Genomic DNA, 24,548 nt, shown 5'->3' with positions numbered 1-24,548 from the left:
GACTCACATGTCAACCATCGAGCACTGGATCGGCGGGGAATTCACCGCCGGCTCCGGCTCCCGCCGCGGACCCGTCTTCAACCCCGCGACCGGTGAGCAACAGCACGAGGTCGTGCTGGCCTCCACCGCCGATGTCGAGGTGGCCGTCGCCGCGGCCAAGACGGCGTTCGCGTCCTGGAGCCAGGCGTCGCTCAGCAAGCGCACGAAGATCCTGTTCAACTTCCGCGAGCTGGTCAACGCGCGGGTCGGCGACATCGCCGAGCTCATCTCGGACGAGCACGGCAAGGTGCTGTCCGACGCGGCCGGCGAGGTGCAGCGCGGGCTCGAGGTGATCGAGTTCGCCTGCGGCATCCCGGAGCTGCTCAAGGGCTCCTACACCGACCAGGCGTCGACCGGTGTGGACGTGTTCAGCTTCCGCGAGCCGCTCGGCGTGTGCGCCGGCATCACCCCGTTCAACTTCCCGGCCATGGTGCCGATGTGGATGCACCCGGTCGCGATCGCCTGCGGCAACACGTTCCTGCTCAAGCCGAGCGAACGCGACCCCAGCGCGTCGAACTACGTGGCGCAGCTGTGGCGCGAGGCCGGCCTGCCGGACGGCGTGTTCAACGTGGTGCACGGCGACAAGGAGGCGGTCGACGCGATCCTGCGGCACCCGGACATCGCGGCCGTCTCGTTCGTCGGCTCCACCCCGATCGCCCGCTACATCCACCAGGAGGGCAGCGCGCACGGCAAGCGGGTGCAGGCCCTCGGCGGCGCCAAGAACCACGCGATCGTGCTGCCCGACGCCGACCTCGACTTCGCCGCCCAGCACCTGGTCGCGGCGGCGTTCGGGTCGGCCGGCGAGCGGTGCATGGCGATCTCGGCCGCGGTCGCGGTCGGCAGCGCCGGTGACGCGCTGATGGACCTGGTGTCGCGCAAGGCCGCCGAGGTGAAGGTGGGGCCGGGCCGGGACCCGAGCTCGGAGATGGGCCCGGTGGTCACCGCGGCGGCCAAGGAGCGGATCGAGTCGCTGATCGGCAGCGGCGAGAAGCAGGGCGCGAAGCTGCTGGTCGACGGGCGCGGGCTGCGCGTCGCCGGGCACGAGAACGGCTTCTTCGTCGGGCCCACCGTCATCGACCAGGTGCAGCCGTCGATGGACGTCTACACCGAGGAGATCTTCGGGCCGGTGCTGTCCACCGTGCGCGCCGACGACGTGGACTCTGCGATCGACCTGATCAACAGCAATCCGTACGGCAACGGCACCGCGATCTTCACCAGCAGCGGCGAGGCCGCCCGGCGATTCCAGCGCGGCGTACGCGTCGGAATGATCGGCATCAACGTCCCCATCCCGGTGCCGATGGCCTACTACTCCTTCGGCGGATGGAAGGACTCGCTGTTCGGCGACAAGCACGTCCACGGGCCCGAAGGGGTCTCGTTCTACACCCGCGGCAAGGTCGTGACCTCGCGGTGGCCGCACGTGGATCACGCGTCCGGCGCTTCCCTCCACTTCCCGACGGCTAGCTAAGGGTTCCTCATGGAGACTCGTCACTTGCAACTCGGCTCCTGCCCCGACTCCTGGGGTGTCTGGTTCGCCGACGACCCGCGGCAGACCCCCTGGCAGCGGTTCCTCGACGAGATGGTCGCGTCCGGCTACCACTGGCTGGAGCTCGGCCCCTACGGCTACCTGCCGACCGACCCCGCCCGGTTGGCCGACGAACTGGCCGCGCGTGGCCTGTCGGTGGCCGGTGGCACCGTCGCCGGGGCCGGTGGGCCGCACAAGGACTTCGACGCGGTCGTCGAGGCCACCCGCAAGGTCGCGGCGCTGACCGCGGCGGTCGGCGGTGAGAACGTCATCTTCGTGCCGGTGCCCGGCTACCGCGACGACGTCACCGGCGCCTACCGCGAGGCGGCCAACCTCAGCGACCAGGAATGGAAGACGCTGACCGGCAACACCAACACCCTCGGGCAGATTTTGTACGAGGAGTACGGCGTGCACCTGCGATTCCACCCGCACGCGGATTACCAGGTGGAGACGCAGGAACAGACCGAGCGCTTCCTGGCCGACACCGATCCCCGCTTCGTCTCGCTGTGCCTGGACACCGGGCACCTCGCCTACCGCAACGCCGACGTCCCCGCCCTGATCCGCAAATACCCGGACCGGGTCGGTTACGTGCACATCAAGCAGATGGACCCGGCGATCGCGAGCCGGGCCGTCGCCGAGGACCTGGCGTTCGGCCAGGCCGTGGCCATGGGCGCGAGCGTCGAGCCACCGGCCGGCAGCCCCGACGTCCCGGCCGTGATGGACGCGCTCAGCGAACTCGACGCCGAGCTGTTCGTCGTGGTCGAGCAGGACATGTACCCGGTCGCCTTCGACGTGCCGCTGCCCATCGCCCAGCGCACCCGCTCCTACCTCAACTCCGTCGGCCTCCACTCCCGGGCCGGCACCGTCCAATCCGAGGAGACACCCGATGATCCGGCTTAGTCGCACGCTCCGGTTCGCCGCCGCTCTCTCCGTCGCCGCTCTCGCGGCCACGGCCTGCAGCGGCGGTGGCCGGGAGAAGACCGACGACACGAGCTCCGGCGGCGGCAACGCCGCCGGCAGCTCCGGCTACACCATCGCCTTCATCACCCACGAGACGCCCGGTGACACCTTCTGGGACAAGGTCAAGAACGGCGCCGAACAGGCGGCCAAGGACACCGGGGTCACGATCAAATACTCCAACGACCCGGAGGCGCCCAAGCAGGCGGTGCTGATCCAGAACGCGGTCGACTCCAAGGTCAGCGGCATCGCCACCACCCTGGTCACGCCGGACGCGCTGGCCGGCTCGGTCAAGGCGGCCACCGAGGCCGGCATCCCGGTGGTCGGGTTCAACTCCGGCATCAACGACTACCAGCGGCTCGGCGCATTGATGTACTTCGGCTCGGACGAGACGCTCGCCGGGACCGCGGCCGGCAAGCGGATCGCCGACGCCGGCGGCAAGCATCCGCTGTGCGTGATCCAGCAGACCGGGTCGGTGGCGCTCGAGGCCCGCTGCGCCGGCGTCAAGACCTCGGCGCCGAGCGCCGAGAACATCCAGGTCAACGGGGCCGACGACGCGGCCGTGACGTCGACGCTGCAGGCCAAGCTGGCGCAGGACAAGTCGATCGACTACATCGTGACGCTCGGCGCCCCGCAGGCGATCGACGCGCTCAAGGCGATCGACCAGGCCGGCAGCAAGGCCAAGGTGGTCACCTTCGACCTCAACTCGGAGGCGGCCCAGGACATCAAGGACGGCAAGATCGAGTTCTCGATCGACCAGCAGCCGTACGTCCAGGGCTACATGGCCGTCACGTCGCTCTACCTGTACCTGAAGAACGGCAACGACATCGGCGGCGGCAAGGCCGTGCTGACCGGGCCGTCCTTCGTGGACAAGGACAATATCGACAAGATCCTGCCGTTCACCAAGAACAACACGCGGTGACGTGATGACCTCGACGATCGAACGGCCCTCACCCGCTTCCGCACCGGCCGGCCGGGTCAAGCTCGGCCTGTCCAACCGCCTGCTCGCCCGTCCCGAGATCGGCGCCCTGGTGGCCGCCGTGATCATCTTCATCTTCTTCCTGTCGCTCGCGCCGTCGTTCCGCTCGGCCGAGTCGTTCTTCACCGTGCTCTACCAGTCGTCGGTGATCGGCATCGTCGCCTGCGGCGTCGGCCTGCTGATGATCGGCGGCGAGTTCGACCTGTCGGCCGGCGTCATCGTCTACACGGCCGGCCTGTTCAACTCGATGTTCTGCTGGTACTTCGGCGTCAACCTGTGGGTCGGCGCGCTGCTGTCGCTGGCGTTCTGCCTGCTGATCGGCTTCCTCAACGGATATCTGGTGATGCGCACCGGCATTCCCAGCTTCCTGATCACCCTCGGCACGTTCTTCGTGCTCCAGGGGGCCAACCTGGGTGTCACCAAGCTCGTCACCAAGACCGTCTCCAGCCTCGACGTGAGCAAGATCCAGGGCTACGACTCGCTGGGCAAGGTGTTCTCGTCCAGCTTCAAGGTCGGCTCGGTGACGGTGTGGACGTCGGTGCTCTGGTGGATCCTTTTCGTCGGGCTCGCCACCTGGGTGCTGCAACGCACCCGGGCCGGCAACTGGATCTTCGCGGTCGGCGGCAACCCGGACAGCGCCCGTGCGGTCGGTGTGCCGGTTCTCCGTACGAAAATCGGCCTTTTCATGACGGTGTCGTTCCTCGGCTGGTTCGTCGGGATGCACCAGCTCTACCGGTTCAACACGCTGCAGGCCGGCGGCGGCGTCGGCAACGAGTTCCTCTACATCATCGCCGCGGTGGTCGGCGGCACCCTGCTGACCGGCGGCTTCGGCAACTCGATCGGCGTGGCCATCGGCGCGTTCATCTTCGGCATGACCAGCCTCGGCATCATCTACGCCGGCTGGGACCCGAACTGGTTCAAGGCCTTCCTCGGCGTGATGCTCCTGCTCGCCGTACTGGTGAATCTGTACGTGAAGCGGATCTCCACGATGCGGAAGGTGGGCTGACCCATGACGGACACACTCGCCTCGCATGCCGATCAGGGGCTGCACAAGGGCGAACCACTCATCGAGATGGACGAGGTCGGCAAGTCCTACGGGGCGATCCGCGCGCTGCGCGGCATCAACCTGCGGGTCAACGCGGGCGAGGTCACCTGCGTGCTCGGCGACAACGGCGCCGGCAAGTCCACTCTCATCAAGATCATGTCGGGACTGCACCCGCACAACGAGGGCACCCTGCGGGTCGACGGCAAGCCGGTGACGTTCAGCAGCCCGCGCGAAGCCCTCGCGCACGGCATCGCCACCGTCTACCAGGACCTCGCGGTGGTCGGGCTGATGGAGGTCTGGCGCAACTTCTTCCTCGGCTCCGAGCTGACCGCGGGCAACTACCCGCTGGCCGGGCTCAAGGTCCGGCAGATGCGCGAGATCGCCGATGCCGAGCTGCGCAAGATGGGCATCGTCGTCAAGGACATCAACCAGCCGATCGGCACCCTCTCCGGCGGTCAGCGGCAGTGCGTCGCGATCGCCCGGGCCGTCTACTTCGGCGCCCGGGTGCTGATCCTCGACGAGCCCACCGCCGCCCTCGGCGTCAAGCAGTCCGGCGTGGTGCTCAAATACGTCGCCGCTGCCCGCGACGCCGGCCTCGGCGTCGTCTTCATCACCCACAACCCGCACCACGCCTACATGGTCGGGGACCACTTCGTGATCCTGAAGCTGGGCCAGACCACCCTCGACAAGACCCGCAAGGAGGTCAGCCTCGATGAGCTGACCACGCAGATGGCCGGCGGCGACGAGCTGGCCGAGCTGTCCCACGAACTCGGCCGCCAGTAAAGGGGATCCTCATGCTCAACGTTGGTGTCATCGGCACCGGCATGATCGGCCAGGACCACATCCGGCGGATGACCACGGTGCTGTCCGGCGTGGCCGTCACCGCGGTCTCGGACGTCGACTCGGCGATCGCCGCCGACGTCGGCGGCCGGATCGGGGCGGCCGTCCATGCCAGCGGCGAGGACGTGGTCGCCGACCCGGCCGTGGACGCTGTGCTGGTCTGCTCCTGGGGGCCCACCCACGAGCAGTACGTCCTGGCCGCGATCGCCGCCGGCAAGCCGGTGTTCTGCGAGAAGCCGCTCGCCACCACCCAGGAGGCCTGCCTGCGGATCGTCGAGGCGGAGACCGCGACCGGCGGGCGGCTCGTGCAGGTCGGCTACATGCGGCGGTTCGACTTCGCCTATCGCCAGCTCAAGCAGGCCCTCGATGCCGGCGACATCGGTGCGCCGCTGATGATGCACTGCGCCCACCGCAATGCCAGCGTGCCGTCGTTCTACCAGAAGGAGATGGCGATCACCGACACGGCGGTGCACGAGATCGACATGGTGCGCTGGATGTTCGGCGAGGAGATCGCGGCCGCGCGGGTCCTCGTACCGAAGAAGAGCCGCAACGGCAACGACCTGCAGGACCCCCTGCTGTTGATTCTGGAGATGGCCGACGGGGTGATCGTCGACGTCGAGCTGTCGGTCAACATCCGCTACGGGTACGACATCCGCGGCGAGATCGTGGGGGAGAACGGCACGGCGGCGCTCGGCTCGCTGAGCCCCCTGGAGGTCCGGTCGTCCGGCCGCCTCAGCACCCCGGTGCCGGCCGACTGGCGGGAGCGCTTCCTGGCCGCCTACGACATCGAGATCCAGGAGTGGGTGCACGCGCTGGCCGGTGGAGGCCGGCCGCTCGGTCCCTCCGCCTGGGACGGCTACGCCGCGGCGGTCGTCTCCGACGCCGCCGTCGAGGCGCTGCGCACCGGCGAGCGCGTCGCGGTCACCCTGCCCGAGAAGCCGAAGCTGTACGAGGTGCTCGGATGAAGATCGCGCTCGACCCCTACATGCTGCGCAATGTTCCGCTGCTTTCGCTTCCCGGCGTGGTGGCCGACCTCGGCTACCAGTACATCGAGATGTCGCCGCGGGACGACTTCCTGCCGTTCTTCCTGCACCCGCGGATCAACGACGCCGGCGTCGCCGCGTTCAAGAGGGAATTGGCCGCGGCCGGCGTCGAGATCGCCTCGATGCTGCCGCTCTACCGCTGGTCGGGGCCGGACGAGGACGCCCGGCAGGCGGCCGTGCGCTATTGGAAGCGGGCCATCGAGATCACCGTCGATCTCGGCGTCACCGTGATGAACAGCGAGTTCAACGGCCGGCCCGAGGCGCCGGACGAGAGTGAGGCGCAGTTCTGGCGCTCGATGGAGGAGCTGCTGCCGATCTTCGAGCGGGAGGGGGTGCGGCTCGTTCTCGAACCGCACCCGGACGACTTCATCGAGGACGGCATCGCCGGGGTGAACATGGTCCGCGGCATCAACTCGGACCTGGTGTCGTTCCTCTACTGCGCACCGCACACGTTCCACCAGGGCGGCGACCTCGCCGCCGTGATGCGGCACGCCGGGCCGCTGCTGACCCAGCTGCACATCGCCGACTCGTTCGACCATCGCGGGTCGTCCGGGCTGCGCTACATCGTCAACCCGCCGGGCTCCACCGCCCGGGTCCACCAGCACCTGGACATCGGGCAGGGCGAGGTCGACTGGGACCTGCTCTTCACCACCCTGTCCGAGGTCGGCTTCGACGGGATCGCCACCGTCTGCGTCTTCGCCTGGGAGGAACGAGCCGAGGAGTCGGCCCGCTTCAACCTCGCGCAGGTCAACCAGTACCTGCAGAAACACTGAAAACCCGCGCGGGACAGGCCCGCGCGGGTTTCAGTAACAAGAACTCAGGCGATGACGAAGGTCTTCGGCACGCTGCGGACGTTGCCGAGCTTGTCGGTCGCCTTGAGCGTCCAGGTGACCGATCCCTTGGCCATGCCGGTGGTGTCGACGTTCAGCGTGTACGGGCCGGTCGTCGAGGTGGCCAGAGACTGACCGCTCGCGTCCAGCAGCTCGACCGAGGCGATGCCGGCGCCGTCGGTGACGCTCAGCCTGATCTGGGCCTTGCCGCTGATCTTGATGTTCGAGGTGACCGCCGCGACCGGGCCGGCGTAGTCGACGTAGATCGTCTTGACGACGCTCGCGGCGTTGCCGGCCGTGTCGGTCGTCTTGATCATCACCTGGGTCGGGCCGCTCATGCCGGTCGTGTCCCAGTCGATCGACCACGGCGCCGAGGTGATCTCGTCGACCACCTTGCCGCGGATCAGCAGCTGCATGCTCGCGGTGTCGTCGGACGGGTTGTTCAGCGCGACCGGGACGATGCCGGTGACGTAGTTCGCCATCGTCCAGGTGGCCGACGGCATGGTGTTGTCGACGGTGAAGGTGGTCGTCGAGGTGCCGGTGTTGCCGGCCAGGTCGATGGCGGTGACCACCGCGGTCACGGTGCCGGTGGTGCCGTTGCTGACCCACGACATGGTGTACGGCGCGAGCCCGGCCGACAGCGCGATCTTCTTGCCGTTCGGCAGGGTCAGGGTGACGCCGACGCCCTTGAGACCGGTGTTCTCGGTGATCTGCGGGGTCAGGGTGACGGTGCCGCGCGCCGGCGACGCCGGGCTCACGACCAGGTCGGTGATCTCCGGGGCGGTGTTGTCGAACACCAGGGGTTGGTCCAGCGTGCTGACGTTGCCCAGCTTGTCGGTGGCGCGCAGGGTCAGCGTGGTGCTGCCGTCGAAGCCGGTGGTGTCGACCGGGATGACGTACGGCGAGACGGTGGACGTGCCGAGCACGCTGCCGTCCGGGCCGAGTACCTCGACCAGGGTGGTGCCGGCCGGGTCGATGGCGCCCGCCTTGACTCCGATCGTGCCGCGCAGGGCGGTCTTGGCCGAGTTGATCGGGCCGCTCCAGGTCAGCTTCGGCCCGGTGTTGTCGACGCCGACGACCTTGGTGGTGGTCGACATGTTGCCGGCCGTGTCGGTGACGACGACCTTGACGGTCACGGTGCCGGTGAAGGCGGTGGTGTCCCAGTCGACCGACCACGGCGCCGAGGTCGCCGAGCCCACCAGGCTGTTCTGGACGTAGACGTCCATCTTGGCGGTGTCGTCGGACGGGGTGGTCAGCGCGACCGGGGTGACGCCGCCGACCAGTCCGGCCAGCGTGATCGCCGCCGACGGCAGGGCGTTGTCGACCAGCACGCTGGTGGTCGCCACGGTGGTGTTGCCGAGGCTGTCGGTGGCGGTCATGGTGATCATGGCGGTGCCGGTCTGACCGGCGGTGTTCCACCTCATCGTCCACGGCGCGGTCAGCGCGGCGATCTTGACGATCTGGCCGGACGGCGGCTTGATCGACACTCCGACTGACTTCACCGTGCCGTACGAGCTGATCGTCGGGGTGATGGTCAGCGCTCCGCTGACCGGGGCGGCCGGGCTCAGATCGATGTCCGAGATGACCAGCGGATAGGCCTGGAAGTCGGCGGAAGCCGCAGCGCTGATCTTCGGGGCGGCGAAGACCGGAGCCGGGACAGCGGTAAGGCCGAGAGAGGCGGCGGCGATGATGGCGGCGGCGGCTGCAGGGAGTCGGTACTTCACAGCGGGAGATATCGGCGGCCCGGTCCCTGACTCAAGATCTTTTCGCAGTTGTCCGCGACGTCATAAGCTGGGGCGATGAGCGAACGCGTGACCAACTGGGCCGGCAATATCGTCTTCGGTGCGAGGCGGTTGCATCGCCCGGCGAGCGTGGAGCAAGTCCAGGAGCTGGTCGCCGCGGGCGGGCCGCTGCGTGTGCTGGGCAGCGGCCACTCCTTCAACCGGATGGCCGACACCGACGGCGACCTGATTTCCCTGGCCGACCTGCCGCGGCTGGTGGAGATCTCGGCCGACCGCCGGTCGGTGCGGGTCGACGGCGGCATCCGCTACGGCGAGCTCGCGGTGCGCCTGGAGGAGGCCGGCCTGGCCGTGCGGAACATGGCATCGCTGCCGCACATCTCGGTGGCCGGCGCGGTCGCCACCGCCACGCACGGCTCCGGCGTGCGCAACGCCAACCTCGCCACGACAGTTTCGTCCCTCGAGCTGATCGACGGGACCGGCCGCAAGACCACCCTGACCAGGGACGACGCGGACCTGCTCGGCGCGGTCGTCGGGCTGGGCGCGCCCGGCGTCGTCACCGCGCTGACCCTCGACGTGGTCCCGTCCTTCGAGCTGCGGCAGTACGTGTACGACACGGTGCCGCGCGCGTCGATCGAGGCCCACCTGGCCGAGATGCTCGCCGACGGCTACAGCGTCAGCCTGTTCACCGACTGGACCGGCCTCGACGCCAACATGGGCTGGCTCAAGCGCGCCTCGGAGCTCGAGGGGGACTGGTTCGGGGCGCACCGGGCCGACGGGCCGCGCCACCCGGTGCCCGGCATGCCGCCGGCCAACAGCACCGACCAGTCCGGCGAGCCCGGCCCCTGGCACACCCGGCTGCCGCACTTCCGGATGGAGTTCACCCCGAGCGCCGGCGCCGAGTTGCAGTCGGAGTGGCACGTGGCGGCCTCCGACGCGCTGGCCGCGATCGACGCGGTGGCCTCGATCCGCGAGAAGGTCGCGCCGGTGCTGCAGGTCTGCGAGATCCGCGGCGTCGCGGCCGACGAGCTGTGGATGAGCCCGAACTATCACCGCGACTCGGTGGCGCTGCACTTCACCTGGATCGCGGACACCGACGTGGTGCTGCCGGTGGTGGCCGAGGTCGAGGAGCGGCTGGCGCCGCTGCACCCGCGGCCGCACTGGGGCAAGGTTTTCACCACGGCGCCTTCGGCGCTGACGGCGGAATATGAGCGGTTCGGCGACTTCCAAGATCTTGTACGCCGTTACGACCCGACCGGGACGTTCCGAAACCCCTGGTTGGACGCGATCTTGGGGGATGTCAAGTAAACCGGTAACAACCTGGGCGAATAAAAACTTCTTTAAGTGTTGATCCGTCCGTGGGAGCGCTCCCGTATTGCCAGCCGAAGCCAATTTTGGTGAGGCATACGGGAAGGCGCGAGTCCAATGTACAGGTCCCGGTCGTACAAGAAGCCCAACAGTAACGCGCGCCGCTGGCAGATCGGCGCCGTGGCCGGGGTCGCGGTCGTCATCGCGGGCGTCGGTCTCGGCGTCGCGTCAGCGGCCGAGGCGGTCCCGACGGTCAACTGTCCCGCCGTGAACATCAACGTCGCGGTCCCGGCCCAGGCGCAGGCCGAGGTGGCGAGCAACCTCACGTTGCTCAACACCCAGATCAGCGAGGCCAACAACCGCCTGAAGACCTCGGTCGGCCAGGGCGGCGCGAACTTCATCCAGAACGCGATCCTCGGCCCGCTGGCCGACAAGCGGTTCGCGACGATCAACCGGATGGAGACCGCGATCGGCCGTAACGCGGCCAAGCCGGATCTCAACGCCGAAGGTCTCAAGACCTGCACGCTGAACCAGGGTGGCGGCGCGTCGGCCGAGCAGCCCACCGCCGTTCCCTCCTCGGCCGCGGCCGGCGAGGCCGCCGGCGACGGCGCGGCGAGCGGCGTCGGCAACATCAGCTGCCCGCAGGTCAACGTGAACGTGGCCGTGCCGGTGTCGGCCGCCGCCGAGGTGCAGCGCAACCTCGAGCTGCTCAACACCCAGATCGCCGAGGCGCAGAAGCGCCTGGAGAGCTCGGTCGGCCAGGGCGGCGCCAACTTCGTGCAGAACGCGATCCTCGGCCCGCTGGCCGACAAGCGGTTCTCCACGATCAATCGGATCGAGACCGCGATCGGCCGCCAGTCCGCGAAGCCGGACCTGAACGCCGAGGGCCTCAAGACCTGCTCGGTGAGCAGCAGCGCCGGCGCCGCTCAGGGCACCGCGGTTCAGGCCCAGGACGCCGCCGCCGTCGCCGCCTCGGCCGGCAAGATCAGCTGCCCGGCCGTGAACGTCAACGTGGCCGTCCCGGCCCAGGCCGCGGCCGAGGTGCAGAGCAACCTCACCCTGCTCAACACCCAGATCGCCGAGTCGCAGAAGCGGCTGGAGAGCTCGGTCGGCCAGGGTGGCGCCGCCTTCGTGCAGAACGCGATCCTCGGCCCGCTGGCCGACAAGCGGTTCTCCACGATCAACCGGATCGAGACCGCGATCGGCCGCAACGCCGCGAAGCCCGACCTGAACGCCGAGGGCCTCAAGACCTGCACCGTCGTGAAGTAAGGCACTACCTGGTCGGATCTCCGGGCGCCCCCAACGGTGGTGGGGCGTCCGGAGATCTTGCTTACGGGGGCCCTTTTCTGTCACCTGCGAGCGGTACTTTTGCGTTCATGCCCGACGATGCGCCTCAGCCCGCCCGACACCCCTGGCGCGTCGAAGGCGCGCCGCCCGGCCCCGACGCGAGCGGGCCGAAGAAACCGCGGTCGCCATGGCTGCGGTTCGGCTGGATGCTCGTCGTGCTGCTGGCGATCAACTGGATCATCTCGTCGTTCCTGCTGGCGCCGCCCGAGCGCACCTCGGTGTCCTACACCTACTTCCTCAGTCAGGTGCAGGCCGCCAACGTCAAGGAGGTCACCTCGACCGGCGACACCATCGAGGGCGAGTTCACCAAGAAGGCGTCCTACACGCCGTCCGGCGAGACCAAGGCCACCTCGGTCGACCGCTTCACCACCCAGCGCCCGTCCTTCGCCGACGACGACCTGCTCGCCAAGCTCCAGGCGGGCAACGTGCCGGTCAACGCCAACTCGCCGGACAAGTCGGCCCCGGTCTGGCAGCAGATCCTGGTCGGCTTCGGCCCCACCATCCTGCTGGTCGGCCTGCTCGTCTGGGTCAGCCGGCGGATGGCCTCCGGGCTCGGCGGTGGTGGCCTCGGCGGCTTCGGCCGGTCCCGAGCCAAGCTCTACCAGCCCGAGTCCGGGCCGCGCACCACGTTTGCCGACGTGGCCGGCATCGAGGAGGTCGAGCAGGAGGTCACCGAGATCGTCGACTTCCTGCGCGAGCCCGAGAAATACCGCAAGCTCGGCGCGCAGATCCCGCACGGCGTGCTGCTGTCCGGCCCGCCCGGCACCGGCAAGACCCTGCTCGCCCGGGCGACCGCCGGCGAGGCCCAGGTGCCGTTCTTCTCGATCTCGGCGTCCGAGTTCATCGAGATGATCGTGGGTGTCGGCGCGAGCCGCGTGCGTGACCTGTTCGACCAGGCGAAGAAGGTCGCCCCGTCGATCATCTTCATCGACGAGCTCGACGCGATCGGCCGTGCCCGCGGCGGCGCCCAGTCGCTCGGCGGCAACGACGAGCGCGAGCAGACGCTCAACCAGATCCTCACCGAGATGGACGGCTTCACCGGCAGCGAGGGCGTGGTCGTGCTGGCCGCGACCAACCGCGCCGAGATCCTCGACTCCGCGCTGCTGCGCCCCGGCCGGTTCGACCGGCGGGTCACGGTCAGCCCGCCCGACCAGGCCGGCCGCCGGGCCATCCTCGCCGTGCACACCCGTGGCGTGCCGGTCGCGGCCGACGCCGACCTCGACGCGCTCGCCTCGTCGACCCCCGGCATGGTCGGCGCCGACCTGAAAAACCTGATCAACGAGGCCGCCCTGCTCGCCGCCCGCCGCGGGCACGACCAGGTGCAGACGCCCGACTTCACCGACGCGCTGGAAAAGATCATGCTGGGCACGGTCCGGGGCATCATGCTCACGCCCGACGAGAAGGAGCGCACCGCGTTCCACGAGTCCGGCCACGCTCTGCTCGGCATGCTCACCCCGGGCGCCGACCCGGTCCGCAAGATCTCGATCATCCCGCGCGGCCAGGCCCTCGGCGTCACGTTCCAGAGCCCGTCGACCGACCGCTACGGATACTCGGCGAAATACCTGCGCGGCCGCATCATCGGCGCGCTCGGCGGCCGGGCCGCCGAAGAGGTCGTCTACGGCGACATGACCACCGGCGCCGAGTCCGACCTCGACCAGGTCAGCAACATCGCCCGGCAGATGGTCGGCCGGTGGGGCATGTCCGACGCGATCGGCCCGGTCACGGTGCTGCCGCCGCCCGGGCAGGAGTCGCCGTTCGGCCTCGACGGCGTCGCCCCGGCGACCAAGGAGCTGATCGACGCCGAGGTCCGCAAGATCGTCGACGAGTGCTACGCCGACGCGCTGCGGCTGCTGCGCGAGCACCGCGCCCAGCTCAACCAGCTGGCCCACAAGCTGATCGAGAGCGAGACCCTCGACGAGGCCGACGCCTACGCCGCGGCCGGCATCGACCGCACCACCGCCCCCGGCGCGATCGCCCGTGGTGAGACGCCGGGCACAGTGCCGGCGCCCGGCATTCCCGCAGCTCCCACCCCCGCGTGAGGCGGGCGTCACCCAGCGTCGAGAGTTTCTTAAGTCCCGGCAAACTGCCTCAGCCGCAGGGTTGAGATCATGAACCGTTCCACCGGTCCCGAGCTCCGCCGATCACCGGAAGCATGTAACACGCACCCGGCCGTCGTACCTCTGGAGGGGTTGGTTTTGCTTAAGCGGTTAGCCGCTACCGGCGTGGGGCTTGCAGTTCTGTGTGCCGCCGCGTCGTGCGGGACGAATGACGAGGCCGACGCCGCGCTCGAGTCCCAGCCCGGCGTTTCGACCAGTGTTGTCGTGCCGACCCCGACGCCGTCCGGCTCGGTCGCGTCGGCTGCGCCCATGCAGAAGCTCGGAGCCGCCGCCTACACCACCAACACGTCACCGCCTGCCACCACGGCGCCGGCCGCCACGAAGCCGGCGAACCCGGCCGGCTGGGGCAGCCCGGTGTTCGTGGACGACTTCAACGGCTCACTTTCCAGCAGGTGGGGCAAGTACGACACGCCGGGCGGCACTCCGCCCCGCAGCGGCGACATGGTGTCGGTCTCCGGCGGCATGCTGCACCTCGCCGGCGGAGTGAGCTCGAGCGCCGGCAAGGACGTCGGCAGCGGCGTGATGTACGGGATCGCCCAGAAGTACGGCCGGTTCGAGGTGCGCTTCCGGGCGATGGCCGGCGCCGGTTACGGCGCGGTGGTGCTGCTGTGGCCGCAGAACAACGACGACTGGCCCACGGTCGGTGAGATCGACCTGGCCGAGGTGACCTCGGCCGACCGCTCGTCGTTCGGCACGTTCCTGCACCACGGCTCGGAGAACCATCAGGTCGGCACGGACACCAACACCGACTTCACCAAGTTCCACACGATCGCGGTCGAGTGGCTGCCCACCCGGGTCACCTATTACCTGGACGGCAAGAAGTTCTTCAACGTGACCCCGAGCCAGATCCAGACCGGCCTGCCGACCGAGTCGGCGATGAACCTGGCCCTTCAGCTCGACCAGGGCTGCGGCGACTACGCCGGGTGCCGGAACTCCTCGACGCCCTCACGGGTCGTCATGGACGTCGACTGGGTGCGGATCTACAAAGCGCCCTGACCTGGCGGAAAACAAAACTGTTAGGGCCGTTTGATGATTGGCATTTGCTGCCTCATCACCTACGGTGCACGGGGACCTGGGCGGTTTCGTATTCCGGGAGGGGTTTTGCTCAAGCGGTTGGTCGCGGTCGGCGCCGGGCTGGTTCTGGCGTTCGGGGCCGCGGCATGCGGGGGGACCGAGCAGGAGGGCGCGACGGATGCGCCGTCGTCCGGTGAGTGGATCGGGGCGACTCCGTCGGCCGGATCGCCGACTCCCGGCACGAAGCTCGGCACGGCCAGTGCCAACACCAGCCCCAAGCCGGGCAGTGCGGTGAACTGGGGCAGCCCGGTCTATGTGGAGAACTTCAACAGCTCGCTGAACAGCCTGTGGGGTGTCTACGACAGCCCGGACAACAAGCCACCCCGGGCTCGCGAGCAGGTCGAGGTGTCCGGCGGGATGCTGCACCTGATCGGCGGCGAGAACAAGCGGGTCGGCAAGGACGTCGGCGCCGGCGCCGCGTACTACCGGGACCAGAAGTACGGCAAGTGGGAGGTGCGGTTCCGGGTGATGGCCGGCGCCGGTTACGCCCCCGCCGTCCTGTTGTGGCCGGAGAACAACGAGGACTGGCCCAAGAACGGCGAGATCGACATGATGGAGGTCATCGACCCGAAGCGCCAGGGCGGTGGCACCTACATGCACCACGGCAAGAACAACGAGCACGTGGGCGTCGACTACACCAAGGCCGACTTCACCAAGTTCCACACCGTCGGCGTGGAGTGGCTGCCCAACCGGGTCACCTATTACCTGGACGGCCAACCGTACTTCAACGTCACGGCCGACATGATCGACACCGGCCTGCCCACCGAGGGGCCGATGCACCTGGCGCTCCAGCTCGACCAGGGCTGTGGTTACCCGATCGTGTGCCGCAACGCCCAGACACCCAAGGAGGTCGTCATGGACGTCGACTGGGTGAAGATCTGGAAGTACAAGAAGGCCTCCTGACGTTTGCAGGGTCCGGGCCGGTCATCGGCTCGTGCAACGATCTCGGCATGAGCGTTGATCCGACCCGGTTACTCGTCCTCGGCGCGACCCGGCAGGAGCAGCCCGCGACCGGTTACGCCATCATGCGCGAGCTGACCAGCTGGGGAGTCCAGGACTGGGCGAGCGTGAATCCGGGATCGATCTACGGCGCGCTGCGGGCGCTGGTCAAGGACGGGCTCGTCGTCGAGGGCGCCGAACCGGCCGCCAAGAGCGGCCGGGCCCACAAGGACAGCATCAAGTTCCGGCTCACCGAGGAGGGCGAGTCGGCCTTCACGAACCTGCTCCGCGGCGCCCTGTGGGAGGTCGACCCCTATCGAACGGCGCCGTTCATGGCGGCGTTGTGCTTCCTGGTCGATCTGGGTCGCGACGAGGTGATCGCCGCCGTCGGAGAGCGGACCGCGAGGCTGGAGAGTCAGCTTCGGCAGTTCCAGTTCGACGAGATGCAGACGGTCGACAGTCCCACCAAGCCGCCGCACTCCGTGGAGTTCGTGAAGCTCGCCGCCGCCCGGCTGCAGGGCGAGCTCACCTTCACTCGTGAGCTGCTGGAACGCATCCGCACCGGCAGCTACGTCTTCCCCGGGGAGGTCGGGTGACCGCTGTCACTCCATCTTGACGCGTTTTGTTCAAGGGCGAATATTCAACGGTGATTATTCCGGGAGGATCACCGATGTCTGCCCTTGCCATCACCCCTGAACGTCAGAGCCACCCGCGGGCGTGGCTGATCCTGGCCCTGATCCTGGGCGCCGAGATCATGGACCTGCTCGACAGCACCATCGTCAACGTGGCCGCGCCGAGCATCGTCCGCGACCTGCATTCGAGCACCACGGCCGTGCAGTGGATCACCGGCGGCTACTCCCTGACGTTCGCCGTCTTCCTGATCGCCGGAGCGCGCCTCGGCGACCGCTTCGGGCGCCGGACCCTGTTCCTCGTCGGCGCGTGGTGCTTCGTCGCCTGCTCCGCACTCTGCGCCGTCGCTCCCGATACATCGATCCTGATTGCCGGGCGGTTGCTTCAGGGGGTGGCTGCCGCGCTCTTGATCCCGCAGGGCTTCGCCCTGCTCCTCGCCGTGTTCGCTCCGGCCGACCAGGGACGGGCATTCTCGATCTTCGGGCCGGTGGTCGGGCTCGCGGCCGTCGCCGGGCCGGTCCTCGGTGGTGTCCTCGTGGACGCCGACCTGTTCGGCACCGGCTGGCGGCTGGTCTTCCTGATCAACCTGCCGGTCGGGATCCTCGCCGCGATCGGGGCGGCGCGCGTCCTCCCGCAGTCCCGGCAGGAGTCCGCCGGCCGTCTCGACGCCGTCGGGATTCTCCTCGTCGCGGCGGCTGCGGCCCTGGTCACCTACCCCCTCATCCAGGGCCGGGAGGCGGGCTGGCCGGCGTGGACCTATCTCATGATCGCGGGTGGTCTCGCCGTTCTCGCCGGGCTCGTGCTCTGGACGCGGATGCGCCTGCGCCACGGCCGGGAGCCGCTCGTGCAGCCATCGGTCTTCCGGCGCCGGGGATTCTCCGGCGGAGTGATCTTCACGCTGGTTTTCTTCGGTGGAACCTTCGGCGTCGGACTCGCCCTCACCCTGTTCCTGCAGCTCGGGCTCGGTTTCTCCGCGATCCGGGCCGGACTCACCGCCGCGCCGTACGCGTTCGGCTCCTCCGTCGGCGCGCTGGTCGGCGCCGCCGCGCTCGCTCCCCGGCTCGGCCGCAACACCCTTCAGCTCGGGAACGGACTGCAGGCCGCCGGGCTGATCCTGACCCTGATGGTTCTCGGCCGTACCGGAATGGGCGTCACCGGGTGGGACCTGGCCGGCCCGCTGCTGTTGTGGGGCCTCGGCATGGGACTCGTGATCGCCCCGCTGTTCGACTTCGTGCTCGCCTCGCTCGGCGAGGACGAGATCGGCTCCGGGTCCGGTGTCCTCAACGCCCTGCAGCAACTGGGCAGCGCGATCGGCGTCGCCGCCATCGGCACCGTCTTCTTCACCACGCTCGACGACCACGCCGGTGTCGGCGGGCGTCCCGGCTACGTCGCCGGCCTCGAACGCAGCCTGCAGGTCGGCCTGGGCATCACGGCGGCAGTGTGCCTGCTGACCTTCCTGCTGCCCCGCCGGCCACGCGAAACCGACCCGGCGCCCGAGGCCGCGATGGCCTCGACGACCGCGTAGCGCCGCCCCGCCCGCGACGTCGTCTCCGCGAGGAAACCTCAGGCGTTCGGGTCGGCCGGGTGGTGTGACCAGGTGCTCAGCGCCCACCACCAGCGCACCGTCTCCAGCACCGGCAGGCCCTCGGCCGGGGTGCCGAAGCCGGTGAGGTCCTGCAGGCGGCGCAGCCGGTAACGCACCGTGTTGGGGTGCAGGTGCAGCGAGCCGGCGGTCAGGTCGAGCCGCTGGCCGTGGTCGAGATAGGCGAGGGCGGTCCCGACCAGCTCGCGGTGGAAGTCGTCGGCGGGGGAGAGCGCGCCCAGCAGGCCCTCGCTCAGGAACGCGGCGAGCATCGGCTGGGCCGCCAGCGCCGTCTCGCCGGCCAGCTCGACCACGTCGCAGACGCCGGTGGACTCCCGTGACCGGGCGGCGTGCAGAGCCGTGCGGCCCAGCTTGTAGGCGGCGCGGGCCTGGTCGAGAGTGACCGGCGGGGTGGTCACGACCAGGACGCCGGGGTCGAGGGCGCGGCTGCCGGGCAGGCGCGGGGTGAGGCCGCTGAGCCGGCCGCCGACCGGGGCGAGGACACCGCCGCACCGGGCGAACGCCTGCTCGAGGGCCCGCACCCGGGTCGGGTCGGCCACGTCGGAGAGCACGCAGTGATAGGTGCCGCCGTCGTGCAGGCCGAACCGGGCCGGATCCTCCTCGGGCGCGGTCGGACCGCCGTCGTCGTCGAGCAGCAGGCGGCGCAGCACCCGGATGCGGGCGGTGCGGTCGTCGCGGTTGAGGTCGCGTTCCGCCTCGCGGTAGCCGTCCATCACGTGGCGTTCCAGGTCGGTGCCGTACTTGTCCAGCTTCAGCAGCGCCTGCAGCAGCTCGTCGTAGGGGATGTCGGCCTCGCGGCCGCGGTTGATGGCGATCTCCAGCAGGCGGCTGCGGCCGCCGTGGACGCCGGCGAGCAGGCCGGCGACCGGCACCCCGAGCGCGGCCCGCTCGGCCCCGAACCGGCGCGCCTCGCTGAAGTCGAGGTCGGGGCCGAAGTCGCCCTCGGCCAGGGCCCGGGCGAACGCGGTGAAGCCGGCGGCGAGCAGGGCGGCCACGTGCCGGCGGCTCTCCGCCCAGGGCAGCCGGGCCACCTCGGGGAAGTTGGCACGCGCCGACGCCACGACGTCGTCGACCAGGTCGGCGTCGGTGGCCAGCTCGGCCACGAGTGCCGCGACCGTGCCGGTGAGGGAGGAGTCAACGGGCATGTGGGGGCCGCCCTCTCTTGTTCCAGATACGTTACTGGAAGGTAACAGCCGTCGCAGCTGACAAAGGCTACAAAAAACGGGCGGACCGCTCCACATGGGAGCGGTCCGCCGTTCGTATCGCTTATACCCCCACAAGCTCGGGCTTGCGCTCCTCGCTTTCCTCGGTCTGCGTGCGCGGCCGCATGAAACGCGGCGCCCACCAGTTCGCCGGACCGAGCAGTGTCATCACCGACGGCAGCACCACGGCCCGGATGATCGTCGCGTCCAGCAGGATCGCCGCGGCCAGGCCGACGCCCAGTTGCTTCATGTCGATCGTGCTCAGCGTCGCGAAGATCGAGAAGACCGCGACCATCACGATGGCGGCGCTGCTGACCGTGCCGGCCGAGCCGACGATGCCCTCGGCGACCGCCTCCCGGGTGGACAGGCCCCGGCCGACCGCCTCGCGGATCCGGCTCACCACGAAGACGTGGTAGTCCATCGACAACCCGAACAGGACCACGAACAGGAACATCGGCAGCCAGGTGACGATCGCGCCGGTCGAGGTGAAGCCGAGCAGGTCCTCCGCCCAGCTGCGCTGGAAGACCAGGACGAGCAGGCCGTACGCCGCGCCGGCGGAGAGCAGGTTCAGCGCGATCGAGGTCAGCGCGACCACGACCGAGCGGAACGTCCACGCCATCACCAGGAACGTCAGGATCAGCACGAAGCCGGCCACGATCGGCAGGGTGTGCCAGATGTGCTTGGCGTAGTCCTCGTTCTCGGCGACACCGCCGCCGACCGCGTACTTCGCGCCGGGAATGCCGTTCAGGGCCGCCGGGACCAGGTTCTGCCGCAGCTCGTGCAGGCTGTCCGCGGCCTGGTCGCTGCGGGCGCTGAACGGCGTCGCCAGATCGAGCACCGCCACCGTGCCGTCGGCCGAGACGTCGATCTTCGGGCCGTCCGCCTCGAGCTTCGCGAACAGCGGGTCGCCCTGCGTGCTCGCGGCCAGCCCGGTCAGCGCCGCCTTGACGGTGCCGGCCTGCCCGGCCGGCGCCTGCACGACCACCTGGTGGTTGGTGCCGTTGCTGGGGTACGCGGCGGTCAGCCGGTCGTACGCCTGCATCGCCGGCGTGGTGCGCGGCAGGTCCTCGGTGCCCGGGAATTTGAGCTTCATCCCGAGCGCCGGGGCGGCCAGGGCCAGCAGGGCGAGGACGCTGACCAGGAGCGTGATCGCGGGCTTCTTGAGTGCCGGGCTGAGCAGCTTGCGCCAGACCCGGGAGTCGCCCCGGTTGGCCGTGAGGCGCCAGATCAGCGGCACCCGCGGGCGGTCCACCCAGCGGCCGAGCTTGGCCAGCAGGGCCGGGAGCACGGTCAGCGAGCCGATCACGGCGACCGCGACGACCAGGATCGAGCCGGTGGCGAGCGACGAGAAGGTGGAGTCACCGGCCAGGAACAGACCGGCCATCGCGATGATCACCGCGGTGCCGGAGACCACGACGGCGTGGCCGGAGGTCTCGGCGGCGATCTCCACCGCGTCCACGTGACTGCGCCCGCGGGCCCGTTCCTCCCGTTCCCGGCGCACGTAGAACAGCGAGTAGTCGATGCCCACCGCCATGCCGATCAGCAGGATCACGCTGCTGGTCGCGTCGCCCATCGGCACCAGGTGCGAGGCGAGCGTGGAGAGGCCCATCGCGGCCGCGACCGAGGAGAGCGCGAGCAGCAGCGGCACGCCGGCCGCGATCAGCGCGCCGAACGCGAGGATCAGGATGAACAGCGTGACCGGGAGGCTGAGGATCTCGGCCTTCTGGAAGTCGTCGCCGAGGGTGTCGTCGAGCGCCTTCATGATCGACGGCCCGCCGACCTGTTCGATCCGCAGATCCGGGTGGGCCGCCTGCACCTCGGCGGTGATCGCGCGCAGCGGCTCGACCCGGTCCGAGGCGGTGTCCGGGTCGCCGGACATGGTGATCGGCACGAGCAGCGCGGTGCCGTCGGTGGCCGGGATCGGCTCGCCGACCTTCGCGACGCCGGTGACGCTGCCCAGCCTGGCGGCGGCGTCTTTCGCCGCAGCGTTCGCGGCCTGCTTGTCCAGCGCGCCGGAGCGCGCGGTGATCAGAACGTTGTCGACGGCCGGCTCGTCGGCGAACTTGCCGTCGTCGATCATCACGTAGGCCTGGCCGGACTCGCCGATGGCATCGTCCGACGCGGTCGCCTCGTGCGTCCCGGCCGCGTTGCCGCCGACGAAGCACACCGCCACGAAAACCACCCAGAGCGCGATCGCGCGCCACGGGTGTTCGGCGCTCCAGCGCGCCATGCGTACCGTCATCGGCCGTTTGGCCATCGGGGCTCCCTCATCGGTTCCTGTGTCGAAACTGAAGGTATGCAGGGCGCGAGCTGGGAACATCCGGGTCGGACCCCGGTCGCCCCCGGATCCGGTCATCGGGCGCGAGTCGTCGGATGGGCGACAGGATGCCGGATAAGATCGACAAATCGGGCGGCTGACCCCGAGAAACACTCAGGGCTTACCCGGACAATCGTGTGAGGACCGACACGGTCCTTTACCGACCGAGTTGGTCCATCTCCGTCTAGGCTGGTCCGCATGCCGCGTCTGACGAAGCAGCAGATCGAGGACGAGATCCTGGAGACCGCCGCCACGCTGTTCGCGCGGCACGGCTTCAAGGAGACGTCGATCCAACGCGTGGCCGACGCGGTCGGCTACTCCAAGACCGGCCTGCTGCACCGCTTCCCGTCCAAGGAAGCGCTCCAGGCCGCGGTGATCGAGCGGGCCCTGGCCGACCTGCGCGTGATCGCCGCCGAGGCCGGCGCCCTGCCGGTCGGCCCGGCGCGCGACCGCATCGTCATCACCGGTGTCGCCCGGCTCGCCATGGAACGCCCGGGCGCGGTCGCACTGCTGCTCAGCGGCCTGATGAGCGCCCCGGACGGTGAGGCGTTGCACGAGACCGGCGAAGCGGTCTTCGCGGCCTTCGGCGTCGCCGCCCCGGAATGCGTCGCCGAGCACGACATGCCGCGCCTGGTGCGGATAGTCGGCGCGCTGGGCGCGCTCGCCGTCACCACCGTGGCCATGCACGACAAGCTCACCCCCGCCGCCCTCGCCGACATCGTCGAGGTCAGCTACGACGCGCTCGGTCACGAGCGCCCGAACAACTAGGCAAGGGACTCCCTCATGGCAACCCTGCTGCATCGCCTCGGCCTGTCCGCCGTGCGGCACAAGGTCCTCGTGACGGTCATCTGGCTGCTCGCGCTGGTTGCGGTCGGCGTCGGCGCGGCCACCCTCTCCGGGCCGACCGTCAACACCTTCTCGATCCCGGGCCAGGAGTCCACGACCGCGCTCGACCTGATGAAGCAGCGCTTCGGCGACGCGTCGGCCGGCGCCACCGCGCAGGTCGTGTTCGAGGCCCCGGCCGGCGGCAAGATCACCGAGCAGCAGAACGCGGCCCAGGTCGCCAAGACCGTCGCGCTGCTGGGCAGGCTGCCGGGCGTGGTCTCGGCCAGCAACCCGCTCGATCCCCAGTCGCCGATCGTGTCGCAGGACCAGACGGCGGCGTACAGCACGGTCACCTACGGCGTACAGGCCGAGGAGATCACCACCGACGAGCGGGAGGCGCTGGTCAGCGCGGTCACCGACGCCCGCAGCGGCGGCCTGACCGTGGAGGTGCGCGGCGAGGCGTCCAAGGAGTCCGGCGCCGACGTCGGCGGCCCGGCCGAGGGCCTCGGCGTGGTCGTCGCCCTGCTCGTGCTCGCCCTGACCTACGGCTCGCTGATCGCGGCGGGCATGAACCTGCTGACCGCGATCGTCGGGGTCGGCATCGGCGCGGCCGGCATCTTCACCCTGACCGGCTTCGTCGAGCTGCAGTCGACCACCTCGATCCTGGCCATCATGCTCGGCCTCGCCGTCGGCATCGACTACGCGCTGTTCATCATCACCCGGTTCCGACAGGAGTTGCGGCGCGGCCTGGAGGTGCAGGAAGCGGCGGCGATGGCGGTCGGCACCGCCGGTTCGGCGGTGGTGACGGCCGGCCTGACCGTGGTGATCGCCCTGTCCGGCCTGTCGGTCGCCGGCATCCCGTTCCTCACCCAGATGGGCCTGGCCGCGGCGGGCACCATCGTGATCGCGGTGCTGGTCGCGATCACCCTGGTCCCGGCGATCCTCGGCATGATCGGGCGCAAGGCGCTGCCGCGGAAGCTCCGCAACGCCCCGCCGATCGAGAAGACCGAGGACGAGGCCGGCCGCGGATTCTTCAAGGGCTGGGCCCAGACGGTCTCGACCAAGCGCTGGGCCAGCCTGCTCCTCGCGGTGGCCGCGCTCGGCGTGATCGCCATCCCGGTCACCAAGATGCAGACCTCGCTGATCCTCAAGGAGGTCCCGGGCAGCACCCAGGCCAACGCCGACACGATCATCGCCGAGCGGTTCGGCCCCGGCTTCGCCGGCCCGCTGCTGGTCCTGGTCGACGGCTCCGGGTCGACCGCCTACGCGGCGACCGTGCGCCAGCAGGTCAGCGCCCTGCCCGGCGTGCTGGTGGCGACCGCCCCGCAGCCGGACGCGAAGGGCACCGCGGCCCTCATCACGATCATCCCGAAGAGCGGCCCCGAGGACGACCAGACCGTCGACCTGGTGCACGCGATCCGGGACAAGATCAGCGACGGCCCGGACGCCAAGGTCTACGTCACCGGCCAGACGGCCATCAGCATCGACGTGTCGCAGAAGCTCGACGACGCCCTGCCGATCTATCTGGTCCTCGTGGTCGGCCTCGCGTTCGTGCTGCTGGTGCTGGTCTTCCGGTCGATCCTGGTGCCGGTGGTCGGTGTGCTCGGCTTCCTGCTCACGGTCGGCGCCTCGTTCGGCGCCACGGTCGCGGTCTTCCAGTGGGGCTGGCTGGACTTCGTGGTCAACGCCAAGGTCAACGGCCCGCTGCTGAGCCTGTCGCCGATCATCATCGTCGGCATCCTGTTCGGCCTGGCGATGGACTACATGGTGTTCCTGGTGTCGCGGATGCACGAGGCGCACGCCCACGGCGCCGAGCCCCGGCAGGCCGTGGTCAGCGGGTTCCGGCACGCCGCCCCGGTGGTCGTCGCGGCCGCGACAATCATGTTCTCGGTCTTCGCCGGCTTCGTGCCGCAGGGCAACGACACGATCAAGCCGATCGCGTTCGCCTTGGCCATGGGCATCCTGTTCGACGCCCTGGTGGTGCGGATGGTGGCCATCCCGGCCGCCATCGCGCTGATGGGCCGGGCCGCCTGGTGGTTCCCGAAGTGGCTGTCGAAGCTGCCCGAGCTGGACGTCGAGGGCATCGCCCTGGAGCGCCGCCCGGCCAGCCCGGCCGCCTCAGCCGAGGGTGAGCCGGCTCCAACGAGGTGAGTTGGGTCTGTCTCGCCTCGCTCGCGCGCGATCGGCAGGAC

Annotated in this window: 19 protein-coding genes; 16 read left to right on the top strand and 3 right to left on the bottom strand. The window is 69.7% G+C overall.

What is annotated here, in order from left to right; all coding sequences use genetic code 11:
• Positions 1-7 precede the first annotated feature (7 nt).
• The 7 genes from AB0E90_RS09885 to AB0E90_RS09855 are packed head-to-tail and all read left to right on the top strand — an operon-like array spanning position 8 to position 7,198.
• Positions 8-1,504, top strand: a complete 1,497-nt coding sequence (locus tag AB0E90_RS09885; protein ID WP_360402201.1) for a CoA-acylating methylmalonate-semialdehyde dehydrogenase — start codon at positions 8-10, stop codon at positions 1,502-1,504.
• Between the two features lie 9 nt (positions 1,505-1,513).
• A complete protein-coding gene (locus AB0E90_RS09880) occupies positions 1,514-2,461 on the top strand; it encodes a TIM barrel protein (protein ID WP_360402199.1) in 948 nt (315 codons plus the stop codon).
• Positions 2,448-3,440 carry a sugar ABC transporter substrate-binding protein gene (locus AB0E90_RS09875; protein WP_360402197.1) on the top strand — a complete coding sequence of 331 codons (993 nt, stop codon included), beginning with the start codon at positions 2,448-2,450 and terminating at the stop codon, positions 3,438-3,440. Before AB0E90_RS09880 ends, AB0E90_RS09875 begins: the two co-directional genes overlap by 14 nt.
• Before the next feature lie 4 nt (positions 3,441-3,444).
• Entirely contained in the window at positions 3,445-4,503 is a 1,059-nt protein-coding gene (locus tag AB0E90_RS09870; RefSeq protein ID WP_360402194.1) for an ABC transporter permease, read from the top strand.
• A 3-nt stretch (positions 4,504-4,506) separates the two neighbouring features.
• Positions 4,507-5,325 carry an ATP-binding cassette domain-containing protein gene (locus tag AB0E90_RS09865; protein WP_360402191.1) on the top strand — a complete coding sequence of 273 codons (819 nt, stop codon included), beginning with the start codon at positions 4,507-4,509 and terminating at the stop codon, positions 5,323-5,325.
• An 11-nt stretch (positions 5,326-5,336) separates the two neighbouring features.
• Positions 5,337-6,347 (top strand): Gfo/Idh/MocA family oxidoreductase, encoded by a 1,011-nt coding sequence (locus tag AB0E90_RS09860; RefSeq protein WP_360402188.1) that lies wholly within the window; start codon positions 5,337-5,339, stop codon positions 6,345-6,347.
• Positions 6,344-7,198, top strand: a complete 855-nt coding sequence (locus AB0E90_RS09855) for a sugar phosphate isomerase/epimerase (RefSeq protein ID WP_360402185.1) — start codon at positions 6,344-6,346, stop codon at positions 7,196-7,198. Before AB0E90_RS09860 ends, AB0E90_RS09855 begins: the two co-directional genes overlap by 4 nt.
• A 44-nt stretch (positions 7,199-7,242) precedes the next feature.
• On the opposite strand, the gene AB0E90_RS09850 is transcribed toward AB0E90_RS09855, so the two are convergent.
• Entirely contained in the window at positions 7,243-8,979 is a 1,737-nt protein-coding gene (locus AB0E90_RS09850; RefSeq protein ID WP_360402182.1) for an Ig-like domain-containing protein, read from the bottom strand.
• A gap of 75 nt (positions 8,980-9,054) precedes the next feature.
• Here AB0E90_RS09850 and AB0E90_RS09845 point away from each other — a divergent pair, with 75 nt between their 5' ends.
• The 7 genes from AB0E90_RS09845 to AB0E90_RS09815 all read left to right on the top strand — a co-directional run bounded on the left by AB0E90_RS09845 (position 9,055) and on the right by AB0E90_RS09815 (position 17,934).
• Entirely contained in the window at positions 9,055-10,302 is a 1,248-nt protein-coding gene (locus tag AB0E90_RS09845) for an FAD-binding protein (protein WP_360402179.1), read from the top strand.
• Between the two features lie 117 nt (positions 10,303-10,419).
• Positions 10,420-11,571 carry a hypothetical protein gene (locus tag AB0E90_RS09840; protein WP_360402176.1) on the top strand — a complete coding sequence of 384 codons (1,152 nt, stop codon included), beginning with the start codon at positions 10,420-10,422 and terminating at the stop codon, positions 11,569-11,571.
• A gap of 107 nt (positions 11,572-11,678) precedes the next feature.
• A complete protein-coding gene (ftsH, locus tag AB0E90_RS09835) occupies positions 11,679-13,688 on the top strand; it encodes an ATP-dependent zinc metalloprotease FtsH (protein WP_360402173.1) in 2,010 nt (669 codons plus the stop codon).
• A gap of 183 nt (positions 13,689-13,871) precedes the next feature.
• Positions 13,872-14,762 (top strand): glycoside hydrolase family 16 protein, encoded by an 891-nt coding sequence (locus tag AB0E90_RS09830; protein WP_360402170.1) that lies wholly within the window; start codon positions 13,872-13,874, stop codon positions 14,760-14,762.
• A 105-nt stretch (positions 14,763-14,867) separates the two neighbouring features.
• On the top strand, positions 14,868-15,743 hold the full coding sequence (locus AB0E90_RS09825) for a glycoside hydrolase family 16 protein (RefSeq protein WP_360402167.1): 876 nt from the start codon (positions 14,868-14,870) through the stop codon (positions 15,741-15,743).
• Positions 15,744-15,790: 47 nt separating this feature from the next.
• Positions 15,791-16,375 carry a PadR family transcriptional regulator gene (locus AB0E90_RS09820; RefSeq protein WP_360402164.1) on the top strand — a complete coding sequence of 195 codons (585 nt, stop codon included), beginning with the start codon at positions 15,791-15,793 and terminating at the stop codon, positions 16,373-16,375.
• Between the two features lie 74 nt (positions 16,376-16,449).
• On the top strand, positions 16,450-17,934 hold the full coding sequence (locus tag AB0E90_RS09815) for an MFS transporter (RefSeq protein WP_360402161.1): 1,485 nt from the start codon (positions 16,450-16,452) through the stop codon (positions 17,932-17,934).
• Between the two features lie 38 nt (positions 17,935-17,972).
• Here AB0E90_RS09815 and AB0E90_RS09810 read toward each other — a convergent pair whose 3' ends face one another.
• Both AB0E90_RS09810 and AB0E90_RS09805 read right to left on the bottom strand, forming a co-directional pair.
• Complete coding sequence (locus tag AB0E90_RS09810) at positions 17,973-19,157, bottom strand: helix-turn-helix domain-containing protein (protein ID WP_360402158.1); 1,185 nt, start codon at positions 19,155-19,157, stop codon at positions 17,973-17,975.
• Between the two features lie 121 nt (positions 19,158-19,278).
• Positions 19,279-21,471, bottom strand: coding sequence for an MMPL family transporter (locus AB0E90_RS09805; protein WP_360402155.1), 2,193 nt, complete (start codon positions 21,469-21,471; stop codon positions 19,279-19,281).
• Between the two features lie 258 nt (positions 21,472-21,729).
• On the opposite strand from AB0E90_RS09805, the gene AB0E90_RS09800 reads away from it, so the two are divergent.
• Positions 21,730-22,299, top strand: coding sequence for a helix-turn-helix domain-containing protein (locus AB0E90_RS09800; protein WP_360402152.1), 570 nt, complete (start codon positions 21,730-21,732; stop codon positions 22,297-22,299).
• A gap of 15 nt (positions 22,300-22,314) precedes the next feature.
• Positions 22,315-24,507, top strand: coding sequence for an MMPL family transporter (locus AB0E90_RS09795; protein WP_360402149.1), 2,193 nt, complete (start codon positions 22,315-22,317; stop codon positions 24,505-24,507).
• The last annotated feature ends 41 nt before the right edge of the window (positions 24,508-24,548 follow it).

Source organism: Actinoplanes sp. NPDC026619 (assembly GCF_040638295.1).
Classification (GTDB): domain Bacteria; phylum Actinomycetota; class Actinomycetes; order Mycobacteriales; family Micromonosporaceae; genus Actinoplanes.
Note: the sequence above shows the minus strand (reverse complement) of the source record. Positions and strands in the feature narration are given on the sequence as shown.